The organism is Companilactobacillus crustorum JCM 15951, from assembly GCF_001434585.1.
Classification (GTDB): Bacteria; Bacillota; Bacilli; order Lactobacillales; family Lactobacillaceae; genus Companilactobacillus; species Companilactobacillus crustorum.
Window position 1 is genome coordinate 12312 of sequence record NZ_AZDB01000012.1, and the last position, 25069, is coordinate 37380.

The window sequence follows — 25069 nt, forward strand, 5'->3', positions numbered from 1 at the left end:
TTAATTTTTTAATATTTAAAATTTGAAATCCTTATGCAAATTAAGTATCTATTAAGCTAAGGCTCCCATTGGGTCCCATGGTGCGAGAACTTTAGGTTCCTTGGATTCTGTTTCGAAGGTCTTTTTAAGATCCTCAGGTAAGTATTGCTTGTTGATGACAAGTTGATAAACAAATTCATTGAACCAAGAGTCGCTCATAACAAAGTATCCTTTGTTACCAACTTTTTCGCCCCATGAATTTTCAACTTTCCACTTCAATGGATTGCCGTTTTCGTCTAAATCGACACCAGTGATAACCATAGCATGTGTCATCATACTTTCGATATAGTCTAGGCGTTGAGCTTTAGTCATCTTAAGGTCGGTATTTAGTAAGCCTTCGAGATCATAGATATTTGTATCCATAATACCAATCTTACGATCAGAACTTTGACCAACATCACTACCGAACCAAACTGTTTCACCAGCTTGAAGTTGCTTGATAGCAAGTTTTTTAAAGTCGTTTATTTCTAGATTTAGATGACGAACTTGACGGCCACCAACAACGTTACCGAGCATTTCTACGGTATAGACATGATTATAAGGTTTGTCAGCAGTAGGAGCATTGATTGTTGAAATGTAGCTATCAAGATCCCAGCCAACGTACTTTTTGAAGAATTCTTGAGGAGTGATGCCAGTTTCTTTGTGATAGCTCTTATCATCATCACGATAAGCCCAATCGAACTTAGTAGGAGGAACGCCAACTGTGTAAACTAAAATCTTGTAGATTTCGCTTAGCAATTCATTTTTCTTACGTTCGATATCTTCTTCAGATTTGTTGTCATTTACTAAGTTACGTAGGATAATGGCGTCCTTACGTAGTTTTTTATTGAGAACTGAATTTAATTCAGAGGAATTAGTACGGCTGAATGTATCAGGCATAACGCTCTTAGGAACGACACCATATTTTTGAACAAGTGCCATAACCATATCCCATTGACCACCATCTTGTTGAGGTGTTGTCATTAGGAAGTCAACTTTGCGGTCACCAGTAGGCAATGCTGCAGTATTAATGACATTTTCGAAGAAATAGTTAGATTTTTCCAACTTATCCCAGAAAAGCATGTAACCTTGTGATAATTCCAAGCCTTTGATTTTAAAACTATCCTGAAGAGGGTGTCTCATTGTGTTCAAAGCAGCAAAGACCCAGCATAATCCAGATTGTTTTTGATCGGCAACTTTACCAGTATCAATTTCGACTGAGAAAGTAGGATCCATCGCTACTTTGGAAGCAATTGTTTCACTTGATTTGTATAAACCGTTGTTTGCAACAGCATTTTTAATTGCTGAAGAACCGGGTGTATTTTCAAAAGCGGTTTGAAATTTGTCTAATTCTGATGATGTGATTTCTTTAGTCATACAATATTCTCCTCTATCTGATATTATCGATTACTTTAGGTCCATCTTCGTAACCAACGATAATAGTATTTACTATATTAAGAAATAGTCCATGTGCAACTATTCCCACTTGGTGATCTAACCAATCAGCTAATAAATGCGGATGTTTAATTTCTCCCATTTTGAGATCGATAACGTAATTTTTATTATGCGTTAAGACACGTTTGCCTTGATCATCGAGACGGAACTCGGGTTGAAGATTTTCCTTTTGAAGGTCTGCAAAAGTTTTTTCACAACCAAAGGGAATAACTTCTAGTGGCAATGGAAAACTACCTAGAGTATCAGCCATCTTTGATTGATCAACAATCCAAATATTTTTAGTTGAATTGGTAGCAACCATTTTTTCAAGTAGGTGAGCAGCGCCGCCACCTTTGATGCCTTGATAGTTTTTGTCAATTTGATCGGCACCATCAATTGTTAGGTCGATATGATCAATGTCATTGAGATCCTTAGTAGGAATACCTAAAGATTTAGCTTGCTTTTCAGAGCGTGATGAAGTTGTAACTGCCACAATATTTTTGATGTCGCCAGCTTGATATCTTTTTCCTAATTCTTCAATCATATAGTAAACTGTAGAGCCGGTACCTAAACCTACAACCATATTGCTTTTAATAAAATCAACAGATCTAGTACCTACAGCTTTTTTTAATTCGTTTTGATCCAACTAATTTTCCCCCTTTAAGAGCTTGTGGTAATTTTCGGTTAACAAAAAGCGAATCTCCGGTTTTCTTTCAAAAGTAACTTTAGCATATTCACAAACCGGAACTATTTTAAGATTTTTCAAGTCTGCATAGTCTAAAGCAGCGTTGAGCAACTTGCCAGCGAGACCTTGACCTCGGTATGAGTCGCTAACATAAGTATGATCTAATGAAATTACACCATCAGTAACGGTGGAATAAGTGATTTCACCAATCATTTCATCGTTGTCTTCTAAGTAGAAACGACCGTCTTCGTGTTTCATTTCCATAAAACTACCTCCTGCTTGAATAATTTAATTTTATATTACTCTATTATAAGTAGAAAGTCAGTGTAATGAATAGTTTTATGGCGTCTAAAATGCTATTATTTTAGATATCTAATGCTTAAGGAGTTTTCAATTTGACAAAAAAACGTGGATTTGAAATTGTAAAAAAATACGAAGGTAAAGGAATCAATTTGCCTGTTCGTCAAACTAAAAATGCTGCTGGTTATGATATTGAAAGTGCTCAAGATTTTGTCGTACCATCAATTTGGAAATTTGGTGTTTTGAATGTTTTGAAATTTTTGCTCAATAAAGGCAAAATGGATGATGATAAAATTGTGGAAGTTCAAAAATCAATTAAACCGGTCCTAGTACCAACTGGTGTCAAAGCTTATATGCAAGAAGACGAGGTTCTGATTATTGCCAGTCGCTCTAGCAATCCATTGAAACGCGGTTTGTCGATTCCTAATGGTATTGGCGTAGTTGACGCAGATTACTATAATAATGATAGTAATGAAGGCGAATTGTTCGTTCAGCTGATCAATTTCTTTCCAGTTGATTATAAAGTTAAGAAGGGTGAACGTTTAGCCCAAGGTATTTTTATTAATTATCTTACAACAGACGATGATGAAGGCGGATTAACGAAACGTCATGGAGGATTTGGTTCTTCAGGAATATAATAAGAAAGGAACTATTTTATTGGCTAAAGCTAAAACAAAATTTGTTTGTCAAAACTGTGGGTATGTTTCTCCCAAATATTTAGGACGTTGTCCTAATTGTGGTGTCTGGAATCAAATGGTAGAAGAAGTTGATCATCCAGAGGCTGCCAAAGCAAGCGCTACACCAAGTCGCCGTGTCAGTGATGTAGAATCTAAACCAGTTAAGATTTCGGAGGTCTCTTTTGAAAAAGAACCTCGGGTTAAAACTGATTTAGGTGAGTTGAATCGAGTTTTAGGTGGAGGCATTGTTCCAGGATCATTAATTTTAATCGGTGGTGATCCTGGTATTGGTAAATCGACCTTATTAACGCAGGTTTCAGGACAATTAGCTAAAGACGGTGGCAAAGTACTTTATGTTTCAGGTGAAGAGAGTGCTTCACAGATTAAGATGCGGGCAGACCGATTGGGAATTACTGGCGATAATTTATATCTATATCCTCAGACTGATATGAGTTATATTCGTCAAACAATTGATGAAATGCATCCTGATTATTTGATTATTGATTCAGTTCAAACTATGGACGAACCAGAAATTACTTCAGCAGTTGGAAGTATTTCACAAATTCGTGAGGTTACAGCTGAATTAATGAATATTGCTAAGCAACAAAACGTTACAGTTTTTGTTGTTGGACATGTTACAAAAGGTGGGGCTATTGCTGGTCCTAAGATTTTGGAGCATATGGTAGATACAGTGCTGTATTTTGAGGGCGATACGCACCACAGTTATCGAATTTTACGGTCGGTTAAAAATCGTTTTGGCTCAACCAATGAAATCGGTATTTTTGAAATGCGAACTAAGGGATTGGTTGAAGTTGCTAATCCTTCAGAGATATTTTTAGAAGAACGTTTGGTAAATGCCAATGGTTCTGCAGTAGTTGTATCTATGGAAGGTACAAGACCTATTTTGGTCGAGATTCAATCACTAATTACCCCAACTATTTTTGGAAATGCCAAACGGACGGCAACTGGATTAGATCATAATCGGGTGTCTGTAATCATGGCAGTTCTTGAAAAGCGGGGTAATTTAATGCTTCAGAATCAAGATGCCTATCTAAAATCAACTGGTGGCGTTAAGTTGGATGAACCTGCAATTGATTTGGCTTTGGCAATGTCAATTGCTTCTAGCTATAAAAATACAGGTATTCCGGGAACTGATTGTTTTGTCGGTGAAGTTGGCTTGACTGGTGAAGTAAGACGGGTCAATCGAATTGATCAACGGGTTAATGAGGCTGAAAAATTAGGCTTCAAACGTATTTTTATACCTAAAAATAACTTGGGCGATTGGTCTAAGCATAATAAGATTCAGATAATCGGCGTCAGTACAGTTTTAGATGCAATGAATAAAATTTTTTAATGAGGAGGTTTATATGCGTAAAATTGTAATAAATATAATTTTTGCATTACTAGGAATTGCTGTCGGAATAACAGTGTTGCCTAGTTTGTGGGAAGTTTCAGGTTTAGCAGGAGTTGCTTTTATCAATAACGGCTATTTTGATGGACTTATTGGATGTATTATATTTTATTTCTTGTCGTTTTTGTTTGTTAAACCAATCTTGGATTTAAATCAAAAAATTGAAAAGTATTTAAATTCCAGATCACCGGGTTGGATCATTTATGGATCAGGATTTTTAATTGGTGGCTTAGTTTTGGCCAATATTATCTCAATTCCGTTTTATTTGATGCATAATATGTTTTCAAATGTAATTCCAGTTATTTTAATGATTGTTTTCGGTTGGATTGGTTTTAGAATGGGAACTAGTCGTCGAAATGATTGGAGTAATTTTTCAATTTCAAGACGAAATAATAACAATAATAAAACAGCTGAAAAGAATGACCAATTAGCTTCAGAAGGTGAAGTAACTCGTCGTTCAGCTAAAAAAGATTTTTATCCATATAAAATTTTGGATACTTCAGTTGTTATTGACGGTCGAATTCATCAATTGGCTCAAACAGGATTTTTGGAAGGGAAATTAATGATTCCAGATTTCGTGGTTCACGAGCTGCAATTAATTTCTGATTCCAGTGATAACCAAAAACGTGAACGTGGTCGTCGTGGTTTGGATATTTTAAATGAAATTAAAATGGACCAAACGATCAATTATGAAACAACTACTAGAGATTATGATAATATTCCAGAAGTTGATATGAAATTGCTTAAATTAGCTAAAGAAATCGGTGGTGCTGTCATCACAAATGATTATAATTTAAGTAAGGTAAGTGAATTTCAAAATGTTCAGGTACTTAACATTAACGAATTAGCCAAAGTTTTGAAACCAATGGTTTTGCCAGGAGAAACGATGACTGTTAAAGTTATAAAAGAGGGTACTGAAAGAGAGCAAGGTGTCGCATACCTAGAAGACGGTACGATGGTCGTTGTTGAAGAAGGTAAATACTTCATTAACAAGGATATTGAGGTTATCGTAACTAGCGCATTGCAAACTGATGCTGGTAAGATGATTTTCGCAAAACCTAAGCATTCAATGCATGGTATCCAGGAAAAGAGTAGTGCCAAGGAGAATTCCAATAATCATAATAACGGTGGCAATAATAATCATCGGAATAATGGAAACAAGAATTCAAATAAAAACAACTCAAGAAATAAAAGGGGAGTAAACAGAAATGGCAAAAAAGTCAGATAACAAAATTCGTGTAAGATATGCACCAAGTCCAACAGGTCACTTGCACATTGGGAATGCTAGAACAGCTATCTTTAACTACTTGTTTGCACGTAGTCACAAGGGAACTTTCGTTATCCGTATTGAAGATACTGATACAAAACGTAACGTTAAAGGTGGTACTAAGAGTCAACTAGATAACCTTAAGTGGCTTGGCGTTGATTGGGATGAAGGTCCAGATGTCGGTGGCGACTATGGTCCATATCGTCAATCAGAAAGAAAAGAGATTTATCAAAAGTATATTGATGAATTGCTAGAAAAGGGCTTAGCTTACAAATCATATCTGACTGAAGAACAACTAACAAAGATGCGTGAAGATCAAGAAGCTCATGGTCAAATGCCTCATTATGAATACGAGTTTGAAGGTATGTCTGAAGAAGAAAAGGCTGCCAAAATTAAAGAAGCCGAAGATGCTGGTTTACAACCAGTTGTTCGTTTCCACGTACCAGTAGGTAAGAACTATGAATGGGATGATATCGTTAAGGGTAAAGTTTCTATTGGTTCTGATACTATCGGTGGCGATTGGGTTATTCAAAAACGTGATGGTATGCCAACATACAACTTTGCAGTTGTTATTGATGACCATTTGATGGAAATTTCTCATGTTCTTCGTGGTGATGATCACGTTGCTAATACACCAAAACAATTGATGATTTATGAAGCACTTGGCTGGGAAGCACCTAAGTTTGGTCATATGACACTTATTATCAATACTGAAACAGGTAAGAAATTAAGTAAGCGTGACGAATCTGTCCTACAATTTATCGAACAATATCGTGAATTAGGTTACTTGCCAGAAGCTATGTTTAACTTCATTGCTTTACTAGGCTGGTCACCGGTTGGAGAAGACGAGTTGTTCACTCGCAAACAATTTATCAAGATTTTTGATGAACACCGTTTGAGCAAATCACCTGCTAAGTTTGACCAAAAGAAATTGGAATGGGTCAACAACCAATATGTTAAAAATGCTGATGTTTCAGAAATCACTGATTTAGTAATTGCTAACTTGATCGAGGCAAAACGTATCAGTGCTGATCCATCGACTGATGAAATTCAATGGGTAAGACATTTGACAGAACTTTACATGCCACAAATGTCTTATACACAACAAATTGTTGATTTGTCAGATATCTTCTTTAATCAACCAGAACATCTAACAGATGATGAGCAAAAAGAATTAGCTGATGATGACGCTAAGACTGCTATTGAAGATTTGAAGGGTAAATTAGAGAAGCTTGATCGTTTCACAGCTACTCAAATTATGAATGCTATTCAATCAGTTAGAGCTGATACTGGCGTTAAGGGTAGAAAGCTTTATATGCCTGCTAGAATTGCTACTACTAGAACAATGCATGGTCCAGCAATTGCTGAAACAATCGAATTGTTTGGTAAGAAGCAAGCACTTGCTAATATCGACAAGACATTGAAGGAAATGAATTAGTTTCCTCACCAAGTTAGGTGGAAAGCCAAGAGAAATTGGTTCAGTAGGGAGGTTGTCCTTTTAGAATAAAGTCAATCTTGGGGACAAGTTGTATCCCCCTTACGTTCCAGTCAATTTTTTCTCGACCTGGAGCCGACAATAAAAAAAGAAAACTCAAAAAGAGGTTGAAGGAAAACTTAGTTTGCCTCAATCCCTTTTTTTATAGGTGAAAATCATGTTAAAAATTTTCAATACATTAACTCGCGAAAAAGAAGAATTTAAACCGTTAACACCTAATGAAGTAAATATGTATGTCTGTGGACCAACTGTGTATAACTACATTCATATTGGAAATGCTCGCTCTATTGTAGCTTTTGATACTGTCCGTCGTTATTTAGAATTTTTAGGTTATAAAGTTAAGTTTGTTTCTAATTTTACTGATGTTGATGACAAAATGATTAAAGAGGCTAATCAAGAAGGTATTACAGTACCGGAAGTAGCTGATCGTTATATCAAGGCATTTTATGAAGATATTGCTGCCATCAATGTACAAAAGGCTACAATAAATCCACGAGCATCTGATAATATTCAAGAGATCATTGAATTTGTATCAGATTTGATTGAAAAAGGATATGCTTATGAATCACAAGGGGATGTCTTTTATCGAGCTAGAAAATTCAAGCATTATGGCGAATTATCTGGTCAGAATATTGATCAATTAGTTGAAGGTGCTAGTGAACATATTGGTGACGATGAATTCGACAAGAAACAGGATCCAATCGATTTTGCTTTATGGAAGAAAGCTAAGCCTAATGAGATCAAGTGGGATTCTCCTTGGGGAGCTGGTCGTCCGGGTTGGCACATTGAATGTTCCGTTATGTCAACGAAATATTTAGGCGATACTTTTGATATTCATGGTGGTGGACAAGATTTGGAATTTCCTCATCATGAGAATGAAATTGCTCAAAGTGAAGCTAAAACGGGCCAAAAATTCGTTAACTATTGGATGCACAATGGTTTTGTAACCGTGGAGAATAACGAAAAAATGAGTAAATCTCTAGGAAATTTTGTTACTGTGCATGATTTAGTACAAAAGACTGATCCTCAAGTTCTGAGATTCTTCTTGTCATCCACTCATTACCGTCGACCACTTGAATATTCGCAATCTAATTTGCAAAAAGCTGCTGATAATTTGAGCAAAATTAAAACAGCTTATAACAACTTGAAATTTAGACTGGATAGTGCTGAAGAAGATAACGATGATAGCGATATCTTCACTGACGTTGCTACGATCGTCGATGCTTTTAAGGAAGCTATGAACGATGATTTTAATGTTCAAAATGGACTAACGGAAATTTTCAATTTGGTTAGTTTGGCAAACAATTATGCTGCTCAAGACATAGTTGCGAAAAATGATGTAAATGTTATTCTAGAAGCTATGGTCAATTTGACAAGTATTTTAGGAGTTAAATTGGATGATCAAAAGGATCTTTCTGAAGAGATTCAACAAATGGTCGATCAACGTGATCAAGCACGAGCAGATAAAGACTTTGCTACGAGCGACAAATTACGTGACCAATTAAAAGAAATGGGTGTGATTCTTGAAGATACACCCCAAGGAACACGGTGGCATATTAATGACTGATGTTAAGAAATTCAATGGTGTGACTCTAGCTTATCTAGGGGATGCAGTTTACGAAGTTTTTATCCGTGAACATTTGCTCTCAAAGAATATCGTTAAAGTTAATGAATTACAGCACCAAGCAAAACATTATGTTTCTGCAAAAGCTCAAGCTTCGTTGATAACTTTGATGCTTGATAATGATGTTTTATCTGAAGAGGAAATTCGTGTCTATAAGAACGGACGCAATGCTAAAAAGCAAACGAAAGCAAAGAATACGAGTGTTGTCACATATCATATGTCCACTGGTTTTGAAGCGGTTTTTGGTTATTTGGATATTACAGGAAACAAAGAACGCGTGAAAGAACTAGCACAATGGTGCATAAATGAAGTGGAAAGTGGTGCTGCAGATGACAGACAATTTAAATAATAGTGAAGAAAAAGAATTAGTTTATGGAGTTCATTCAGTAATTGAATTATTGAAGTCCGCCACAGCTAATCAACGTGTTAACAAAGTTTTAGTTCAAAAGGGACTTTCAAGTGAACATATTGCTGAAGCTATCAAATTAGCTAAACGCGATCGTTTAATCGTGCAAGAAGTACCTAAGAACAAATTGGATGATATTAGTGATGGCGGCAATCATCAAGGGATGGCTGCTTATATTGCTCCTTATCAGTATGCGGAAATGGAAGACATTTTTAAGAAGGCTGAAAAGAAGGGCGAAGATCCTTTCATTTTAATTTTGGATAAAATTGAAGATCCACATAACTTAGGTTCAATTATGCGTACAGCTGATGCAGTTGGTGTTCATGGAATTATCGTTCCTAAACACCGCTCAACTGGACTTACTTCAACCGTTGCTAAAACATCGACAGGTGCCATTGAACATGTACCTGTTGTTCGAGTAACTAATTTGGTAAATACGATTAAAGACTTGAAGAAACGTAATGTTTGGGTCTTTGGAACGGCTATGGAAGGCGATAACTACCGTAACTGGAATGCTAAAGGTGCAGTTGCACTTATCATTGGCAACGAAGGTAAAGGTATTTCACCACTAGTTTTGAAACAAGCAGACCAAACTTTGAATATTCCTATGGTTGGACATGTGCAAAGTCTGAATGCTTCTGTTGCAACAGGTATTTTGTTGTATCAAGCTTTTGCTTCTAGAAATGCTTAATTAAACGAATAAAGTATAATTGTAAAAATTATATTTTATTCGTTTTTTTTGTAAACTAATGTTCGCTTTCAAAGCTGTTTTTAAACATGTTATGTTATAAGTATAAAATTATTATTTGTAACGAATTGCCGGATGTACAACGAAAAGGAATTATCATTGATTGAAAAGGTCAGAGATGACGAAGACTCGGTAGCTTTAGATAAATTGGTTCAAAGATATCGTCCCATGATCGATAATATGTACTCGCGGTATTACATTACTAGTTTTGAGCGTAATGATTGGTATCAGGAAGCCCTTTTAGTTTGTTATCAAACTTGTAAATTATTTGATGGAACAAGTGGATCAAGATTTGGTAGTTTTTATAAAATGAAGTTTAAGCATCGAGTTATTGATATAATTCGCCGTGAAAATTCCCTTAAACGGAAAGTCAATAGTCTGACTGAACCGTTTGAAAGTAGCGATGTCAAAGGTCTGGTAATTCCTTGTCATAAAGAATTAGTAGAGTTTAAAGAATATTTCAAATATGTTTCTACAAAAATGAATCTTAGAGAACTAATAGCAGTGCAATATATTTTAGGACATATCTCCATTGAAGAAGCTTGTCAAAATGCTGATTGCAGTAAAAAGTCTATGCGACAAGCGGTTTATAACTGTCATCAAAAGATAAAAAAATTTGATAACCTGTAATCGTCATGAGATTGCAATGGACAAAATTCAATCGAGAGTTTACAATTAATAAGATTAATATTGAATTTTGGAGATAAACATGGGATTAAGAAAAGTCGCCCTTGCTTGTACAGTTTGTGGTTCAAGAAACTACACAATAACTGAGAACCCTAACAGAACAGAACGTCTCGAAGTTAAGAAGTTCTGTAAGCACTGTGGTAAACATACGTTACATAAAGAAACAAGATAACTTCGGAGGATCTAATGAAACTATTTAAATTTTTTGGTAGTGTCAACAAGGAAATGAAATTGGTTGTTTGGCCTACATTCAAAGAAAATAGACGTGATACATGGATTGTTATCGCTACATCATTGATGTACGCAATCTTCTTTGCTTTAGTTGATTGGGGTCTAATTGAACTTTTGCAACACTTCGTAATGGGTAAATAGATTGTAAGACAATCAAAAATTTGCTATTATGGAACTAACGAAAAAAACTTCGACTTGTTCGGAGTTTTTTTATTTTGAATTTTGGAGGAAATTATGGCTGAAGCTGGCGAAAAACAATGGTATGTTTTGCATACCTATTCAGGATATGAAAATAAGGTTAAGGAAAATCTCGAATCACGTGCTCAATCAATGGGTATGGAAGATTACATTTTCCAAGCAGTTGTTCCTGAAGAAGAAGAAACAAAAGTAAAGAACGGTAAAGAAAAGAAAGAAATGGAAAAAACTTTCCCTGGATATGTTCTAGTAGAAATGGTTATGTCTGATGAATCATGGTTCATCGTTCGTAATACTCCAGGTGTTACCGGATTTGTCGGCAGTCACGGTTCAGGTAGCAAGCCTGCACCACTATTACCTGAAGAAATTGATAATATCTTGAGTCAATTCGGTATGAGCACTAACAAGCCATCTGACTTTGAAGTTGGCGAAACGGTTAAAATTACTGATGGTGCCTTTGCTGATAAGACAGGTAAGATCACTGAAATTGATGAAGAACATCGAAAAGTTAAGATTGATGTTGATATGTTTGGACGTATGACTTCTGCTGAAGTTGATTTCACAGGTGTTGAAAAAGAAAAATAACCATTGTTATTGCTAGTAGACCGTGCTACTATATAACGGTATGTTTTTGAGACATACATGTGGGAGAGAAAATTTTGATTCTCATCATGACCACATCACGGAACAAGGAGGTATGCACCGTGGCTAAAAAAGTTGCTAACGTAGTAAAATTACAAATCCCTGCTGGACAGGCTACTCCAGCTCCTCCAGTTGGTCCTGCTTTAGGACAAGCTGGTATTAACATTGTTGCCTTTACAAAGGACTTCAATGCACGTACACAAGATCAAAAGGGTATGATTATCCCTGTTGTTATCTCAGTATATGAAGACCGTTCATTCGATTTCGTTACTAAGACACCACCAGCTGCTGTTCTATTGAAGAAAGCTGCTGGCGTTGAAAAGGGCTCTGGCGAACCTAACACAAATAAGGTTGCCACTGTTACTGAAGACCAAGTTCGCGAAATTGCTGAAACCAAGATGAAAGACCTAAACGCTGCTAGTGTTGAATCTGCAATGCGTATGGTTGCTGGTACTGCAAGAAGTATGGGCTTTGAAGTAAAGTAAAAGACTAGATTTAAGCAGTTTACAGGAATGTGAAAGCATTCTTAACAAGTGGGAGGGGAAAATTTAATTCTCCGAAAGACCACAAAGCAAGGAGGAACTTAGCATGGCTAAGCATGGAAAAAAATATACAGAAGCACTAAAACAAGTAGATAAAAGCAAAACTTATACTGCTGAAGAAGCTGTTGAGTTATTAAAGAAAGTCGATTTCGCCAAATTTGACGCAACTGTTGAAGTTGCTGTTAACTTGGATGTTGATCCTAAACAAGCTGATCAACAAATTCGTGGTGCTATCGTACTACCTAATGGTACTGGTAAGACACAAAAGGTTATCGTCTTCGCTGAAGGACAACAAGCTAAGGATGCAGAAGCAGCTGGCGCTGATGTTGTTGGTTCAGATGATCTTGTTGAAAAGATCCAAGACGGTTGGTTGGACTTTGATGTTGCTGTAGCAACACCACCAATGATGGCTAAAGTTGGACGTTTAGGTCGAGTTCTTGGACCTAAAGGTTTAATGCCTAACCCTAAGACTGGTACAGTTACTATGGATGTTACAAAGGCTGTTAATGATATTAAAGCTGGACAAGTTACATACCGTGTTGACTCAAATGGTCTTATTCACGCACCAATTGGTAAGATTTCATTCGATACAGCTAAGATTGTTGAAAACTTTGATACATTCTATGGTGCAATCGCCAAAGCACGTCCTGCATCATTAAAGGGTAACTATGTAGTTAGTGTCAACATGACATCTACATTTGGACCTGGTCTAAAGATCAACGCTTAATTAGTGTTGACTAATAACCAAAATAATGATAGATTAATATAGTTGATTTCTACCGTAGACTCAGGTGATGAAAGTCTTAATATCCTGCCGAGGCCAGAAGATTATTTCACTTAATCTCTGTGTCCCTTGGGCACAGAGATTTTATTGTTTTTAAGCCGTATTTGTAGAAAATTGACTAAAAAATTGTGGAGGTGAAACGTAATAATGAAGCAAGATGTATTAGCACAAAAACAAGCACAAGTTGATGAAATTGCTAAACAACTAACAGGCGCAAAGTCAGTAATCGTTGTTGATTACTTAGGTCTAACTGTTGAACAAGCAACTGAAATGCGTGCCGAATTACGTGAACAAAATGCTACGATGCAAGTCGTTAAGAATACAATCTTAAGACGTGCTGCTGAAAAAGCTGGTGTTGAAGGTCTAGAGAAGTTCTTCGTTGGACCAACTGCTATTGCTTATTCAGAAGAAGATCCTGTTGGACCTGCTAAGATCGCTGCTAAGTTTGCTAAAGATGTTGACGCCGTTGAAATCAAGGGTGGAATCATCGAAGGTAAAGCTGCGTCTCTTGATCAAATTCAAGAATTAGCTACATTACCAGACAGAGATGGCTTGCTATCAATGTTGGTATCTGTATTACAAGCTCCAGTTCGCGACTTTGCTATGGTTGTTAAGGCCGTTGCAGATAAAGAAGACGGACAAGAAGCTTAATTAATTTAAAAAAACTCATAATATTTGGAGGATACAAACATGGCTTTAGATACACAAAAGATTATTGATGATTTAAAAGATGCTTCAATTCTAGAACTTAACGACCTTGTTAAGGCTATTGAAGAAGAATTTGACGTTAAGGCTGCTGCTCCAGTTGCTGCTGCCGGTGCTGCTGGTGGCGACGCTGCTGCAGAAAAGGATTCATTCGACGTTGAACTTACAGAAGCAGGTCAAGAAAAGGTTAAGGTTATCAAGGAAGTTCGTGGTATCACAGGACTTGGCTTGAAGGACTCAAAGGACCTTGTTGATGGCGCTCCTAAGGTTATCAAGGAAGGCGTTGCTAAGGCTGACGCTGACGATATGAAGGCTAAACTAGAAGCTGTTGGTGCAACAGTTACATTGAAGTAATTCACTTTAATGATAAAATTAATCCTCGTAAGAGGATTTTTTTTTACCCTCAAAAGGAAAGGTGAAACCTATGGCTAATCAGTATTTTGAAAATGATCCTAGTTTGGAACATGAAATAAAAAACTTTAACTTTACGCTTCGCAAACATAATTTGGATTTTATGTCGGATAGTGGAGTTTTTTCACGTCAAACCATCGATTTTGGATCTCGCGTTTTGATTGAAGCAATTGACTTTCAAAATATTCCCCAGGGAAACATTTTGGACGTTGGCTGTGGATATGGACCAATTGGTTTAGCTCTGGCAAAGGATCAATCTAATCGCCAAGTAACGATGGTTGATGTTAATTTGCGAGCTTTAGATTTGGCAAGGAAAAATGCCCAAACTAATCAGATTAAGAATGTGAATATCTTTGAGTCTGATACTTATAAGAGCGTTGAAGGTAAGTATGCCTTGATTGTTTCAAATCCGCCAGTACGTGCCGGCAAGAGCGTTGTAACTTCTATTTTGGCCGATGCTAAAGATTATTTGGAACCAAATGGTGAATTATGGATTGTTTTACAAAAAAAGCAGGGTGCTCCATCTGCTAAAAAACTTATGGACCAAACTTATGGTAATGTTGAAATTGTTACCCGTGATAAAGGTTATTATATTTTGAAAAGTAAAATGATATAAAATTTTACCGAGTAATGTTATATTCATCATGGAGGCGTTTTCTTATGAAGAAAAAAATATTAATCGGTTTAATTCTCGCTGCAGGTTCAGCAGGAACATATTTTGCAATATCTTCTTTAACCAAGCTTTTGAAAAATAAGGCGGTTCAACAAGATCGTAAAAAATTAGAATCTTATGTTGACGAATATCTGCATGGCAATGAAAAATTAATGGAATTTGTTGGAACCTTATCCGACGACCAGGTCAAAGAATTAATTGAAATTCTTGATGCCTTAAAGAAAGAACAGAATCAATTAAAATTAAAGGCACCAGTTTTTCCAAAATACTTAGAAAAGAAAGTAACTAACTTAATTAGCTAAAATGATATTTTCAGAAGAAAAAATAAATGAATATATGGATTTGGCCCTTGATGAAGCAAAAAAGGCCGAGACCAGAAGAGAAGTACCAATTGGCTGCATTATCGTCGACAATATAACGGGTGAAGTGATTTCTCAAGGTTCTAACGAACGTGAAGAAACTCAAGACGCTATTAAGCATGCCGAGATTATTGCAATTGAAGCAGCTTGTCAAAAGGTTGGCAGTTGGCGTTTGGAACATACAAGTTTATTTGTAACTTTAGAACCATGTCCAATGTGTGCAGGCGCTATAATTAATAGTCGAATCGAGGAAGTTGTTTTTGGAGCTAATGATCCTAAAGCGGGATCAGTCGGCTCTATTAATAATCTGTTGGCGGAAATGCGCTACAATCATCAACCGGAAGTATTGAGCAATGTCAAAGCTGATGAAGCAGCTGAATTATTACGGAACTTTTTCAGAGAAATTCGACGTAAAAAGTAGAAAAAGATTTTAATTTATAGTATGATAGTTATTGCCGTAAGGCCTTAGGGCAATGGTGCTCTTACAAATCGTGTCAGATCCGGAAGGAAGCAGCACTAAGTAAGGTGTGTCATGTGCCTTTTGTTATGTATATAAGCCTCTCAATCTGTTCAAGATTGGGAGTTTTTTTGTGTTAAAATTTACATATCAGTTTTTTTGAAGGAGAAAAAATGGCATATCAAGCACTTTATCGAGTTTGGCGACCCCAAACTTTTTCTGATGTAATCGGCCAGGAGGTCATTACCCAGACATTGCGCAATGCGGTTGCTAGTCAGATGACTAGTCACGCTTATTTGTTCAGTGGACCACGTGGTACTGGTAAAACATCCTGTGCCAAAATTCTAGCCAAAGCGGTCAACTGCCTTAATCCACATGACGGTGAACCATGCAACGAATGTGAAATTTGTGTAGCTGCGAATGAGAACCGCTTAAATGACGTGATTGAGATCGATGCTGCTTCAAATAATGGTGTCGAAGAGATCCGTGATATTCGAGACAAAGTTAAATACGCACCAACTGAAGCTAAGTTTAAAGTTTATATTATTGATGAAGTTCATATGCTTTCTCAAGGTGCCTTTAATGCTTTATTGAAGACATTGGAGGAACCACCTGCAAATGTTATGTTTATTTTAGCTACAACTGAACCTCAGAAGATTCCAGCAACAATTATTTCCAGAACGCAAAGTTTCAATTTCCGAAGAATTTCTCGTCAAGATATTTTAAAACGAATGACTTTTATTTTAGATGATAAAAAAATCAAGTACGATGAGGAAGCCTTGAATATTATCGCTGCTTCTGCTGAGGGTGGAATGCGTGATGCTTTGAGTATTTTAGATCAGGCATTATCGTATGGCGATGACGAGCTGACTTTGAAGAATGCTCAAGAAGTAACTGGCGCTTTAAGCAATGAACAAATTGTTTCTTATATGACGGCAATCGCTGACAATAAACCTGCTGAGGCTTTAACAAGCTTGTATCAGATCTTGGCTAGTGGACGTTCGGCTTTGCGTTTTACAGAAATGATTATTCGGGTTTGTCGAAATTTAATTCTTTATAATTCTAATTCCGATCTATCTAAGCAAATGGATAATTCAGTGATGACTCAAGAATTATTGGATATTGCCAATAAGTTTGACAATGCACGTTTGTTCTATATCGTTGATCAAGTTAGCGCTACGCAAAAGAATCTGAAAAATTCCAATCAAACTGATATTTACATGGAAATTTTAACTGTAAAAATCAGTGAACCTAAGTTGGAAGAGGCAACGTCAGAAGAAACAGATACTGCAAGTTCAATTGATAATGTAGAAATTGATAAATTACGTGATGAAATTTCCCATCTTCAAAGTGAGGTTAAAGATCTCTCTAATGGGAAACCTGCAACACCTGTTCAATCAAAACCCAAGGCACATCATCGAGCAAATACAACTGCACGTTTGAATAAAACAGCTATTTATAAAGTATTAGGCAGTGCTACCAAGGACGATTTAGCTAATGCTAAAGATGTCTGGCCTGATTTAATGAGTATGTTAGAGATATCTCAACGTGCTATGATGAGAGTGGCTGAACCTGTAGCAGCTTCTGCCGAAGGAATCGTTGTCGCTTTTGACTACGCAATGTGGTTTGAACAAGTACAAGATGACAGTGAATTTTTGAAAGAACTGACAGATAACGTTAGTCGCTTAATGAAAAAGGATTGTCAGATCGTTCTTGTCCCCAAAGCTGATTGGCCTAAAATTCGTAAAGAATATATTGACAATAATATTGATTCCAGCAATAAAGACAAGGTAAAATCTAAGAAAGAAACTAAAAAAACTGATCCCACCGTTGAAGAAGCAGTAAAATTATTTGGTGACGATATAGTTGATATAAAAGATGACTAGGAGGAATTACTATGAGTAAAGGAATGCCAAATATGGGTGGAATGGGTGGCAATATGGCTAACATTATGCGCCAAGCCCAAAAGATGCAAAAAGAAGTGCAAGCAACAACAGAAGAATTAAATAAAAAAGAGTATACTGGTAGTTCAGTTGATGACTTTGTCACTGTTAAAGTTACTGGTGAAAAGAAGATTGCTGATTTGACAATCAGTGAAAAAATTATTGATCCAGATGATCCTGATACATTGCAAGATATGTTGATCGATGCTTTAAACAATGCTTTTGAAGAAGTAGACAAAGACAAACAATCTAAATTAGGTAAATACACAAACGGGTTGATGTAATGAAATATCCAGAACCAATATCAAAGTTAATTGATAGTTATATGATGTTACCAGGTATCGGTCGTAAGACTGCTACCCGAATGGCATTCTTTACACTTGGAATGGAAAAAGATCAAGTGCAAGAATTTGCTGATAATTTAATTTCTGCAAAGACGGATTTAAAATCATGTAAGATTTGTGGAAATATTACAACTGAGGAAATTTGTCCGATTTGTAGTGACAAGAGTCGTGATCAGTCGACTATTTTGGTAGTTGAACAGGCTAAAGATATCATGTCGTTAGACGACATGAATGGTTATAATGGCTTGTATCACGTGCTAGGAGGGGTCTTATCGCCAGTTGATGGAATAGGGCCAGAGGATTTGAATATTAAGTTGTTGTTGAATCGTTTGAAGCAAAATCAAGCCGTTAAGGAATTGATCATTGCTACAAATGCAACTCCAGAAGGGGAAGCAACTGCTCAGTATTTGGCCAAATTGGTTAAGCCAGCAGGAATAAAAGTAACCAGACTAGCACATGGATTGGCCGTTGGATCTGACATTGAATATGCAGATGAAATGACACTGAAGAGTGCTGTTCTTGGACGCAGGGAGATTTAACATGTTTGGTAGAAAAAAAGTATCCGTCCAAAAAATGGAAGACGATCGCCTTTTAGATAATATTCACCAGATTCAGCAAAGAATTAACAATACACAGAAAATGATCAATAATTCAGTTGATGTTGATGAAACAACGAGAATCAATTTGAAATTAGATAAGCTAAAGTATCAATTCTTGTATTTGGAAGCCAGAAGAAGAAAAGCTAAAGCTAAGGCTACTACCAATATTATCTTCGGTGATGAAGATACATTTTTGAAGCAACCTAGCCGTGCTGAAAAACACTGGTAAAAGATAATAAACTTAAAAAACTGATAATTCAGGTGGATGGAAGATATCTTGCCTAGTTATCAGTTTTTTTATATAAAAATTTGGTAATTGAAAGATATATTGAATTATTGTCGACTGGAAGTTAGCCTAAAGAAAACCCAAGACGTAAAGTTTCATTTCTTTCTGATTTCAAGTAAAATAGTAGTAATCATCTAGGAGAGATATTATATGTCAGGAATATTTATATCATTTGAAGGACCAGACGGAGCGGGTAAAACAACTGCTCTCAAAAAATTAATGCCACTTTTACAGGCAAAGACCGACCAAGAGATCGTGCTTTCACGCGAGCCTGGCGGCAGTCCCATTTCTGAAAAAATCAGAAAGATTATTTTGGATATTCATGATGAAGAAATGGATCCAAGAACAGAAGCGTTGCTATATGCGGCTTCCAGAAGACAGCATTTGATCGATGTTATTTTGCCGACTTTGAAAGCTGGAAAGATTATGCTAAGCGATCGCTTCGTTGACAGTTCTATCGCCTACCAAGGTGGAGGTCGACAAATTGGAACTAGAGAAGTAGCTGCTGTTAATGATTTTGCCATTGATGGACATTTACCAGATTTGACGATTTACTTTGATGTAACCCCAGCGGTTGGATTAGCCCGAATTAAAAAAGATCATGAGGGAGCAATGGATCGCTTAGAAAAAGAAGCTATCAGTTTTCATAATCGAGTTTATGATTCATATATTGATCTGCTTAAAGAAAATCCTGATCGAATTAAAAAAATCGATGCGCAACAAAGTCCTGAGCAAGTTGTTCAAGATGCATTAAAAGTTATTACAGAAAAATTTCCAGAAACTTTTAACAAAGGAGAATAAATTATGAAACTCATTGTAGCCATAGTGCAAGATAAGGATAGTCAACAATTACAAACGAATTTGGTTGAAAAGGATTTTAGAGCCACACAATTACCATCAACCGGTGGCTTTTTGAAAGCCGGCAACTGTACTTTCTTAATCGGTGTTGAAGAGGAAAAGGTTGATGACGCTTTAACTGTTATCAAAAAAACTTGTCATACTAGATCACAATATGTCACACCAACTTTCCTTATGCCAGAAGCGGCCTCTAGTTTAGGCGATCCTGTGGAAGTTCAAGTTGGTGGAGCTACATGCTTTATTTTGCCAGTAGATAAATTTGTGAGATTTTAAAAATGGAGAGTTTAGTAGAAGAGCAGCCAAGGGTTGTCCATGAATTTCAAAAGATTATCTCTTCTCAAATGTTGTCTCATGCGTATTTAATCGATAATGCTTCTTCCAAAGTTAGACAACAAATGGCCATCTGGTTAGCTCAGTCACAGTTTTGTGAGAATCCACAAGAGGGTGCGCCTGATCAGACTTGTCAAAAATGTCGAACGATTGCTTTGGGAGATAATCCCGACGTTTTGGAAATTAAAACTGAAAAACAGAGTATTGGTGTCGATGATATAAAATTTTTCAAAAAGGAAGCCAATATGGCTGCCACTCAAGGAAATCGACGCATTTTAATCATTGATGAAGCTGAAAAAATGACGGTGCAAGCAGCTAACAACCTGTTGAAAACAATTGAAGAACCTGAAGGCAATTTAATGATTATTCTATTGGCTGATTCAGCCAAGCAACTTTTGCCGACGATTCAATCTCGAGTTCAGACCTTCCATTTGTCCAATAAAAGCAATGAGGATGAAATTGCTAGTTTAGTTAAAGAGGGATTTAAAACAGAGCAGGCACAAAGGGCGCTACAAGTTACCGATATTAAATATTTGATTAATATTTCTGGCGATAAGTATGAGTCATTAATGAATGCAATTACTAATTGGCTGAAGGAAGTTAACAAACAAAAAATAAATTGTTTTGTCGACATACAGACCGATATAATGCCTTTAGTTGAGAATAAAAACCAACAACATTTGGTTTTTGACATGTTGAATCAAATTTTTAGTGATATATTATCAATTAGGTACAATTTAGAAAAATCAACATTAGTGTCTGTGGATATCTTGAATAATAAAAATATTAAACGAGTCATCGAAATGTCTGATGACTTATTCACAGCCGAACAAATGTGGAAAAGTAATGTATCGTTCCAGGCTATTTTAGAAGATTTGTCATTAAAATTTGTGGATTAGTAGGTGAAATCATGGCAGAGAAAGATTTATATGATGAATTTGAGACAATCACAAATCAACTAAATGATATAAGTAAAAAAGTTTCTTTGCTTAAAGAAGAGTTATCTAAGACTTTGGAAGAAAAAGAAGAGTTAAAGATAGAGAATCAAAATCTTCGCAAGCATTTAGAAAAAATGGGTTATGAGGATAAGGATTTTAAGGGCAATGAGCTGTCTTACTCACGATTGAATTTGGAAAATTTATATCGTAAAGGATTTCATGTTTGCCAACAATTCTACGGAACTCATCGTAAAGATAAGGAAGAGTGCATTTTTTGTACGAACGTTCTTTATGGCAGTAACGATAAAGGCAAAAAGAAAAAAGTTAAGATTAATTAGATAAGGGGAGCTATTTGAATGAAAGAACAAAGGAGTTTTGTTGATAATTCGAAGGGCTGCCTTTTTTTAGTGCCAACACCAATTGGCAATTTAGAGGACATGACTTTTCGAGCTGTTAACACGTTGAAAGACGTTGATTTAGTAGCTGCTGAAGATACACGTAATACTAAAAATTTATTAAATCATTTTGAAATACCAACAGAATTAATAAGCTTTCATGAGCACAATACTGCACAACGTATTCCGGAATTAATAGAAAAAATGAATGCTGGACTAAAAATTGCTCAAGTCAGTGATGCTGGAGCACCTTCAATTAGTGATCCCGGTAAAGAGTTAGTTAAGGCAGCTATCAAAGCTGATATTGCTGTGGTTCCTTTACCTGGTGCAACAGCTTCTGTAACTGCCCTAATTGCTTCAGGAATCGCTCCGCAACCATTTTATTTCTTTGGCTTTTTGCCTCGGAAGGGTAAGGAAAGAACTGAAGCCTTGAGTGACTTGGCACAACGTCAGGAAACTACGATTGTTTACGAATCGCCTTACCGAGTAAAAAAGACGATTCAAGATTTAATTACCAATTTTGGTGCTGAACGTCAGATCACTTTGGCCCGTGAATTGACTAAGATTCATGAAGCTTTTTTGCGTGGCAGTTTGGCTCAAGTGGCTCAGTACTATGAAGAAAATGATTCCAAGGGTGAGTATGTGTTAATTATTGCTGGCAAGCCTGAAGAAGCAGTTGCGGTTGAATCAGATGATGATTTAGTATCAACTGTGGACAAGTTAATCAAGCAAGGACAAAAACCAAATAAAGCTATTAAAGAAGTAGCTAATCAAAATGGATTAAAAAAGCAAGATGTTTATAATCTTTATCATGGAATTGGAGAGAACGACTAGTGGCAAATGATAGAAACTATACGCTAGAGATGGAAGTACCTTATTATTTTGTCAATTTTACTGGAGACATTCGCTTGTCTGCCTTGGTGGATATGATGTTATTAACTTCTGAGAAGCAATTGCATCAATCTAATGTTGACAGTACTGAAATGGTCAAAGATAACGGTTTAGGTTGGGTCGTAGTACAGTATCATATGGATATTGATAAGATGCCTCGATTAGGACAAAAGTTAAAAATTACTACTCAAGCAACGAGTTATAATAAGTACTTTTTCTATCGTGATTTTTGGGTAGATGATGAAAAAGACAATCGAATGGTTACCGCACAAAGTTCGTTTGTTTTAATTGATATCAAAGAACGTAAAATGGTCAGTGTAAGCGATCGTTTGGATGATAAGTTTGGAGCCGAAGAAACAAGTAAATTACGTCGCTTTAAACGTTTACGAGTGCCAGAAGAGTATGATTTTAAGCAACCGCAGCATATTGGATACTACAATATTGATGTTAATAAACATGTTAATAATTCATATTATTTTGACTGGATGGTTGATACTTTAGATCTCGATTATATTGCCCACCATCAAATCAAGAGTATTGATATTAAATATGAAAAAGAGTTGAATATGCAAAGTGATCCTCTTTCATATGTCAAAGTGGATAATACGAACAATAAATCTATTCATTGGATAAAAAATGGTGACGTACTGAATGTTATCGCTGAATTTGAGTGGGAAAATAAATAAAAAGCAAACTAAATACTTGTTCAGAAAAAATTTAGTGTTAATATAGACGAGTACTAAAAAATTTGGGGTAGGATTCAAGGCGTTAAGTGCTGATGGAACGGAATGTGAACATCGGACAAAGAGTTTTCTCGCGATCTTGTTTCCGCATTCGCCACTTTATATATGTCTCTTTTGCCTATATCTGGTGGCAGCTCCTTTGGGGAGATGTCGATTATGAACAGTAGTAAAAGTACAGTAATAAGCGTTCAAGAAGTCACATGGATGGCTTTGTTGATTGCTATGCAGATGGTTTTATCCAAACTATCAATCGGTAGCAATGTTATGCAAGTAGGTTTTAGTTTTCTTGCAGTAGGTTTGTTAGGTTATTATTTTGGACCAGTTAAGGCTGGAATTGCCAGTGTCATTTCTGATGTTATCAGTAATGTCATAATGCCATCAGCTGGAGGATTCTTCTTTGGATTTACTTTTTCAGCTTTGGTAACAGGGGTTATCTTTGGTTTCATGCTATACAACCATAAAGTAACCATATGGCGGAGTTTTTTAACAATTTTGTTGATTACAGTGATTGTTAATACCGGTTTGAATACATTATGGATTCACATGATGACAAATATTCCTTATGTGACATTATTAATTCCAAGACTTGCAAAAGAGGCGTTCAGTTTAGTTTATCAAACGGGTCTTTTATACATTGTCCTTAGATGGATTTCAAATTCTAAATTTAATAAAATTGGCCAATAAGGTCAATTTTTTTTTTGTAGAAAATTCTGTGCTAAAATAGGTTTTATTAAGAATGAGGGATAATTATGAAAATATTAGCATTTGATACATCTAATAAGCCGCTAACCGTTGCTGTTGTAGAGGACGGTAAGGTTTTAGCGCATTATGAGTCGACTGAAAAAAAGACTCATAGTATTACAATTTTGCCAGATATAAAAAAAGCTTTAGAGAAGGCTAATTTAACCGTAAATGATATTGACCTGATCGCCGTTGCTAAGGGACCAGGCTCTTATACTGGTGTCAGAATTGCTGTTACCGTAGCTAAAGTTTTAGCAGATACGTTATCTAAGAAATTAGTTGGTGTTTCTAGTTTAGAATTATTAGCTGCTAATGGTGACAAAGCACACATTTTGGTGCCTTTGATGGATGCTAGAAACGATAATGCTTTTGCGGGAGTCTATCAAAATTCACGTGATAAATTTGTCAGCATTATTGGCGACCACCATACATCAATGGAAAAATTATTTGATGCATTGAAAGAATATAATGAAGATCAATTAGAATTTATTAATGCAACACCAAGACTACAGGAATTAATTCAAAATCAATTTCCAAATGCCAAAATCATTACGAGTGATAATTCATTGCCAGATGCCGCCAAGTTAGCTCAATTAGCTGAAACAAAGAAGCCTGTTACTGATATAGATGACTTTGTACCGACTTATCTTCGTCTAACTCAAGCTGAACATGATTGGTATGCTAAGGGAAATAAGGACGACGGCAATGTTTCCTATGTTGAAGAAGTTTAAGCAGCTTTTTTCTAAAAATACTATGAAATTTGATTTTGAAGATCAGTCAATAACAATTGAAGATCGTAAGTTTACTTTGAGAAAGGCTAATTCTAAGGATGCTGTGGAATATATGCAAATCCAAGAAACAATTTATCCCATTCCAGTACCGTGGCCAATTGATATTGTACAAATGGAGATCGACAATAAAAACGCCCTTTATTTGTCATTAGTTAATGAGCAGGAAGTAGTTGCCTTTATTGGAATATCGCTGAGCAACAAGGAAGAATCGCATGTAACTAATTTGGCAGTTCATGCAGATTATCAAAATATGGGAATTGGACATCTGTTATTGAATCAAGCTTTTGCTTATTGTCGTAAACGAAATTTTAAAAAAATGTCTCTGGAAGTTGATGTGACCAACAAGTCAGCACTTGCGTTGTATGAAGCTTTTGGATTTAAAGTTAAAACTGTGCATAAAAAGTATTATTTTAGAAATCATCACGACGCATTAGAAATGATCGTTGATTTGTGAGGAGA

34 protein-coding genes, 1 other RNA gene, 1 riboswitch and 1 other annotated feature are annotated in these 25069 nt (G+C 36.1%); of the genes, 32 read left to right on the forward strand and 3 right to left on the reverse strand.

Annotated elements, in window-relative coordinates; all coding sequences use genetic code 11:
• Positions 1-51: 51 nt before the first annotated feature.
• Genes FD26_RS04860 through FD26_RS04870 form a run of 3 tightly spaced genes read right to left on the reverse strand, consistent with a single transcriptional unit; the run spans position 52 to position 2401 of the window.
• Positions 52-1395 carry a C1 family peptidase gene (locus FD26_RS04860; RefSeq protein ID WP_057867304.1) on the reverse strand — a complete coding sequence of 448 codons (1344 nt, stop codon included), beginning with the start codon at positions 1393-1395 and terminating at the stop codon, positions 52-54.
• Between the two features lie 13 nt (positions 1396-1408).
• The gene (gene rpiA / locus FD26_RS04865) at positions 1409-2098 is read right to left on the reverse strand and encodes a ribose-5-phosphate isomerase RpiA (RefSeq protein WP_057867305.1); all 690 of its coding nucleotides are present in this window, start codon (positions 2096-2098) and stop codon (positions 1409-1411) included.
• On the reverse strand, positions 2099-2401 hold the full coding sequence (locus FD26_RS04870; RefSeq protein WP_057867306.1) for a GNAT family N-acetyltransferase: 303 nt from the start codon (positions 2399-2401) through the stop codon (positions 2099-2101).
• Between the two features lie 131 nt (positions 2402-2532).
• Here FD26_RS04870 and FD26_RS04875 point away from each other — a divergent pair, with 131 nt between their 5' ends.
• The 32 genes from FD26_RS04875 to rimI all read left to right on the forward strand — a co-directional run bounded on the left by FD26_RS04875 (position 2533) and on the right by rimI (position 25064).
• Entirely contained in the window at positions 2533-3075 is a 543-nt protein-coding gene (locus FD26_RS04875) for a dCTP deaminase/dUTPase family protein (protein ID WP_057867307.1), read from the forward strand.
• A gap of 19 nt (positions 3076-3094) precedes the next feature.
• A complete protein-coding gene (gene radA, locus FD26_RS04880; protein ID WP_057867346.1) occupies positions 3095-4468 on the forward strand; it encodes a DNA repair protein RadA in 1374 nt (457 codons plus the stop codon).
• Between the two features lie 13 nt (positions 4469-4481).
• Positions 4482-5753: a PIN/TRAM domain-containing protein gene (locus FD26_RS04885; protein WP_057867308.1), complete on the forward strand. Its 1272-nt coding sequence runs from the start codon at positions 4482-4484 to the stop codon at positions 5751-5753.
• Complete coding sequence (gene gltX / locus FD26_RS04890; protein ID WP_057867309.1) at positions 5734-7230, forward strand: glutamate--tRNA ligase; 1497 nt, start codon at positions 5734-5736, stop codon at positions 7228-7230. The genes FD26_RS04885 and gltX overlap by 20 nt, the downstream gene beginning before the upstream one ends.
• Before the next feature lie 214 nt (positions 7231-7444).
• A complete protein-coding gene (gene cysS / locus FD26_RS04895) occupies positions 7445-8854 on the forward strand; it encodes a cysteine--tRNA ligase (protein ID WP_057867310.1) in 1410 nt (469 codons plus the stop codon).
• On the forward strand, positions 8847-9260 hold the full coding sequence (locus tag FD26_RS04900; protein ID WP_057867311.1) for a Mini-ribonuclease 3: 414 nt from the start codon (positions 8847-8849) through the stop codon (positions 9258-9260). The genes cysS and FD26_RS04900 overlap by 8 nt, the downstream gene beginning before the upstream one ends.
• Complete coding sequence (rlmB, locus tag FD26_RS04905; RefSeq protein ID WP_057867312.1) at positions 9241-10008, forward strand: 23S rRNA (guanosine(2251)-2'-O)-methyltransferase RlmB; 768 nt, start codon at positions 9241-9243, stop codon at positions 10006-10008. The genes FD26_RS04900 and rlmB overlap by 20 nt, the downstream gene beginning before the upstream one ends.
• Before the next feature lie 132 nt (positions 10009-10140).
• On the forward strand, positions 10141-10695 hold the full coding sequence (locus FD26_RS04910; RefSeq protein ID WP_082596236.1) for a sigma-70 family RNA polymerase sigma factor: 555 nt from the start codon (positions 10141-10143) through the stop codon (positions 10693-10695).
• 79 nt (positions 10696-10774) lie between these two features.
• The gene (rpmG, locus tag FD26_RS10885; protein WP_075887434.1) at positions 10775-10924 is read left to right on the forward strand and encodes a 50S ribosomal protein L33; all 150 of its coding nucleotides are present in this window, start codon (positions 10775-10777) and stop codon (positions 10922-10924) included.
• A gap of 14 nt (positions 10925-10938) precedes the next feature.
• On the forward strand, positions 10939-11124 hold the full coding sequence (gene secE / locus FD26_RS04915; protein ID WP_057867314.1) for a preprotein translocase subunit SecE: 186 nt from the start codon (positions 10939-10941) through the stop codon (positions 11122-11124).
• 93 nt (positions 11125-11217) lie between these two features.
• On the forward strand, positions 11218-11763 hold the full coding sequence (gene nusG / locus FD26_RS04920) for a transcription termination/antitermination protein NusG (RefSeq protein WP_057867315.1): 546 nt from the start codon (positions 11218-11220) through the stop codon (positions 11761-11763).
• A gap of 119 nt (positions 11764-11882) precedes the next feature.
• The gene (gene rplK, locus FD26_RS04925; protein ID WP_010018673.1) at positions 11883-12305 is read left to right on the forward strand and encodes a 50S ribosomal protein L11; all 423 of its coding nucleotides are present in this window, start codon (positions 11883-11885) and stop codon (positions 12303-12305) included.
• Between the two features lie 103 nt (positions 12306-12408).
• A complete protein-coding gene (gene rplA / locus FD26_RS04930; RefSeq protein ID WP_057867316.1) occupies positions 12409-13089 on the forward strand; it encodes a 50S ribosomal protein L1 in 681 nt (226 codons plus the stop codon).
• A gap of 34 nt (positions 13090-13123) precedes the next feature.
• Positions 13124-13243: a sequence feature (ribosomal protein L10 leader region), on the forward strand.
• A gap of 50 nt (positions 13244-13293) precedes the next feature.
• Positions 13294-13797, forward strand: coding sequence for a 50S ribosomal protein L10 (rplJ, locus tag FD26_RS04935; protein WP_057867317.1), 504 nt, complete (start codon positions 13294-13296; stop codon positions 13795-13797).
• 39 nt (positions 13798-13836) lie between these two features.
• Entirely contained in the window at positions 13837-14205 is a 369-nt protein-coding gene (gene rplL / locus FD26_RS04940; RefSeq protein ID WP_057867318.1) for a 50S ribosomal protein L7/L12, read from the forward strand.
• Between the two features lie 70 nt (positions 14206-14275).
• The gene (locus FD26_RS04945; RefSeq protein ID WP_057867319.1) at positions 14276-14878 is read left to right on the forward strand and encodes a class I SAM-dependent methyltransferase; all 603 of its coding nucleotides are present in this window, start codon (positions 14276-14278) and stop codon (positions 14876-14878) included.
• 44 nt (positions 14879-14922) lie between these two features.
• Positions 14923-15237: a hypothetical protein gene (locus tag FD26_RS04950; RefSeq protein ID WP_057867320.1), complete on the forward strand. Its 315-nt coding sequence runs from the start codon at positions 14923-14925 to the stop codon at positions 15235-15237.
• A 1-nt stretch (position 15238) separates the two neighbouring features.
• The gene (locus FD26_RS04955; RefSeq protein ID WP_057867321.1) at positions 15239-15715 is read left to right on the forward strand and encodes a nucleoside deaminase; all 477 of its coding nucleotides are present in this window, start codon (positions 15239-15241) and stop codon (positions 15713-15715) included.
• A 43-nt stretch (positions 15716-15758) separates the two neighbouring features.
• Positions 15759-15841: signal recognition particle sRNA small type (gene ffs / locus FD26_RS10890), an RNA gene on the forward strand.
• 83 nt (positions 15842-15924) lie between these two features.
• Complete coding sequence (dnaX, locus tag FD26_RS04960) at positions 15925-17637, forward strand: DNA polymerase III subunit gamma/tau (RefSeq protein WP_057867322.1); 1713 nt, start codon at positions 15925-15927, stop codon at positions 17635-17637.
• Positions 17638-17669: 32 nt separating this feature from the next.
• Positions 17670-17978, forward strand: coding sequence for a YbaB/EbfC family nucleoid-associated protein (locus tag FD26_RS04965; RefSeq protein ID WP_222593836.1), 309 nt, complete (start codon positions 17670-17672; stop codon positions 17976-17978).
• On the forward strand, positions 17978-18577 hold the full coding sequence (gene recR / locus FD26_RS04970; protein WP_057867324.1) for a recombination mediator RecR: 600 nt from the start codon (positions 17978-17980) through the stop codon (positions 18575-18577). The genes FD26_RS04965 and recR overlap by 1 nt, the downstream gene beginning before the upstream one ends.
• 1 nt (position 18578) lies before the next feature.
• The gene (locus FD26_RS04975; RefSeq protein WP_057867325.1) at positions 18579-18866 is read left to right on the forward strand and encodes a YaaL family protein; all 288 of its coding nucleotides are present in this window, start codon (positions 18579-18581) and stop codon (positions 18864-18866) included.
• A gap of 207 nt (positions 18867-19073) precedes the next feature.
• Positions 19074-19724 carry a dTMP kinase gene (tmk, locus tag FD26_RS04980; RefSeq protein ID WP_057867326.1) on the forward strand — a complete coding sequence of 217 codons (651 nt, stop codon included), beginning with the start codon at positions 19074-19076 and terminating at the stop codon, positions 19722-19724.
• Between the two features lie 3 nt (positions 19725-19727).
• On the forward strand, positions 19728-20054 hold the full coding sequence (locus tag FD26_RS04985) for a cyclic-di-AMP receptor (protein WP_057867327.1): 327 nt from the start codon (positions 19728-19730) through the stop codon (positions 20052-20054).
• Positions 20055-20056: 2 nt separating this feature from the next.
• The gene (locus FD26_RS04990; RefSeq protein ID WP_057867328.1) at positions 20057-21010 is read left to right on the forward strand and encodes a DNA polymerase III subunit delta'; all 954 of its coding nucleotides are present in this window, start codon (positions 20057-20059) and stop codon (positions 21008-21010) included.
• A gap of 11 nt (positions 21011-21021) precedes the next feature.
• Positions 21022-21387, forward strand: a complete 366-nt coding sequence (locus FD26_RS04995) for an initiation control protein YabA (protein ID WP_057867329.1) — start codon at positions 21022-21024, stop codon at positions 21385-21387.
• 18 nt (positions 21388-21405) lie between these two features.
• Positions 21406-22278 carry a 16S rRNA (cytidine(1402)-2'-O)-methyltransferase gene (rsmI, locus tag FD26_RS05000; RefSeq protein ID WP_057867330.1) on the forward strand — a complete coding sequence of 291 codons (873 nt, stop codon included), beginning with the start codon at positions 21406-21408 and terminating at the stop codon, positions 22276-22278.
• Entirely contained in the window at positions 22278-23021 is a 744-nt protein-coding gene (locus FD26_RS05005) for an acyl-[acyl-carrier-protein] thioesterase (protein WP_235525323.1), read from the forward strand. The genes rsmI and FD26_RS05005 overlap by 1 nt, the downstream gene beginning before the upstream one ends.
• A 61-nt stretch (positions 23022-23082) precedes the next feature.
• A riboswitch (THF riboswitch) is annotated at positions 23083-23177 on the forward strand.
• 57 nt (positions 23178-23234) lie between these two features.
• On the forward strand, positions 23235-23762 hold the full coding sequence (locus tag FD26_RS05010) for a folate family ECF transporter S component (RefSeq protein WP_057867331.1): 528 nt from the start codon (positions 23235-23237) through the stop codon (positions 23760-23762).
• A gap of 65 nt (positions 23763-23827) precedes the next feature.
• Complete coding sequence (gene tsaB, locus FD26_RS05015) at positions 23828-24550, forward strand: tRNA (adenosine(37)-N6)-threonylcarbamoyltransferase complex dimerization subunit type 1 TsaB (RefSeq protein WP_057867332.1); 723 nt, start codon at positions 23828-23830, stop codon at positions 24548-24550.
• On the forward strand, positions 24525-25064 hold the full coding sequence (rimI, locus tag FD26_RS05020; protein ID WP_057867333.1) for a ribosomal protein S18-alanine N-acetyltransferase: 540 nt from the start codon (positions 24525-24527) through the stop codon (positions 25062-25064). The genes tsaB and rimI overlap by 26 nt, the downstream gene beginning before the upstream one ends.
• Positions 25065-25069: the final 5 nt, after the last annotated feature.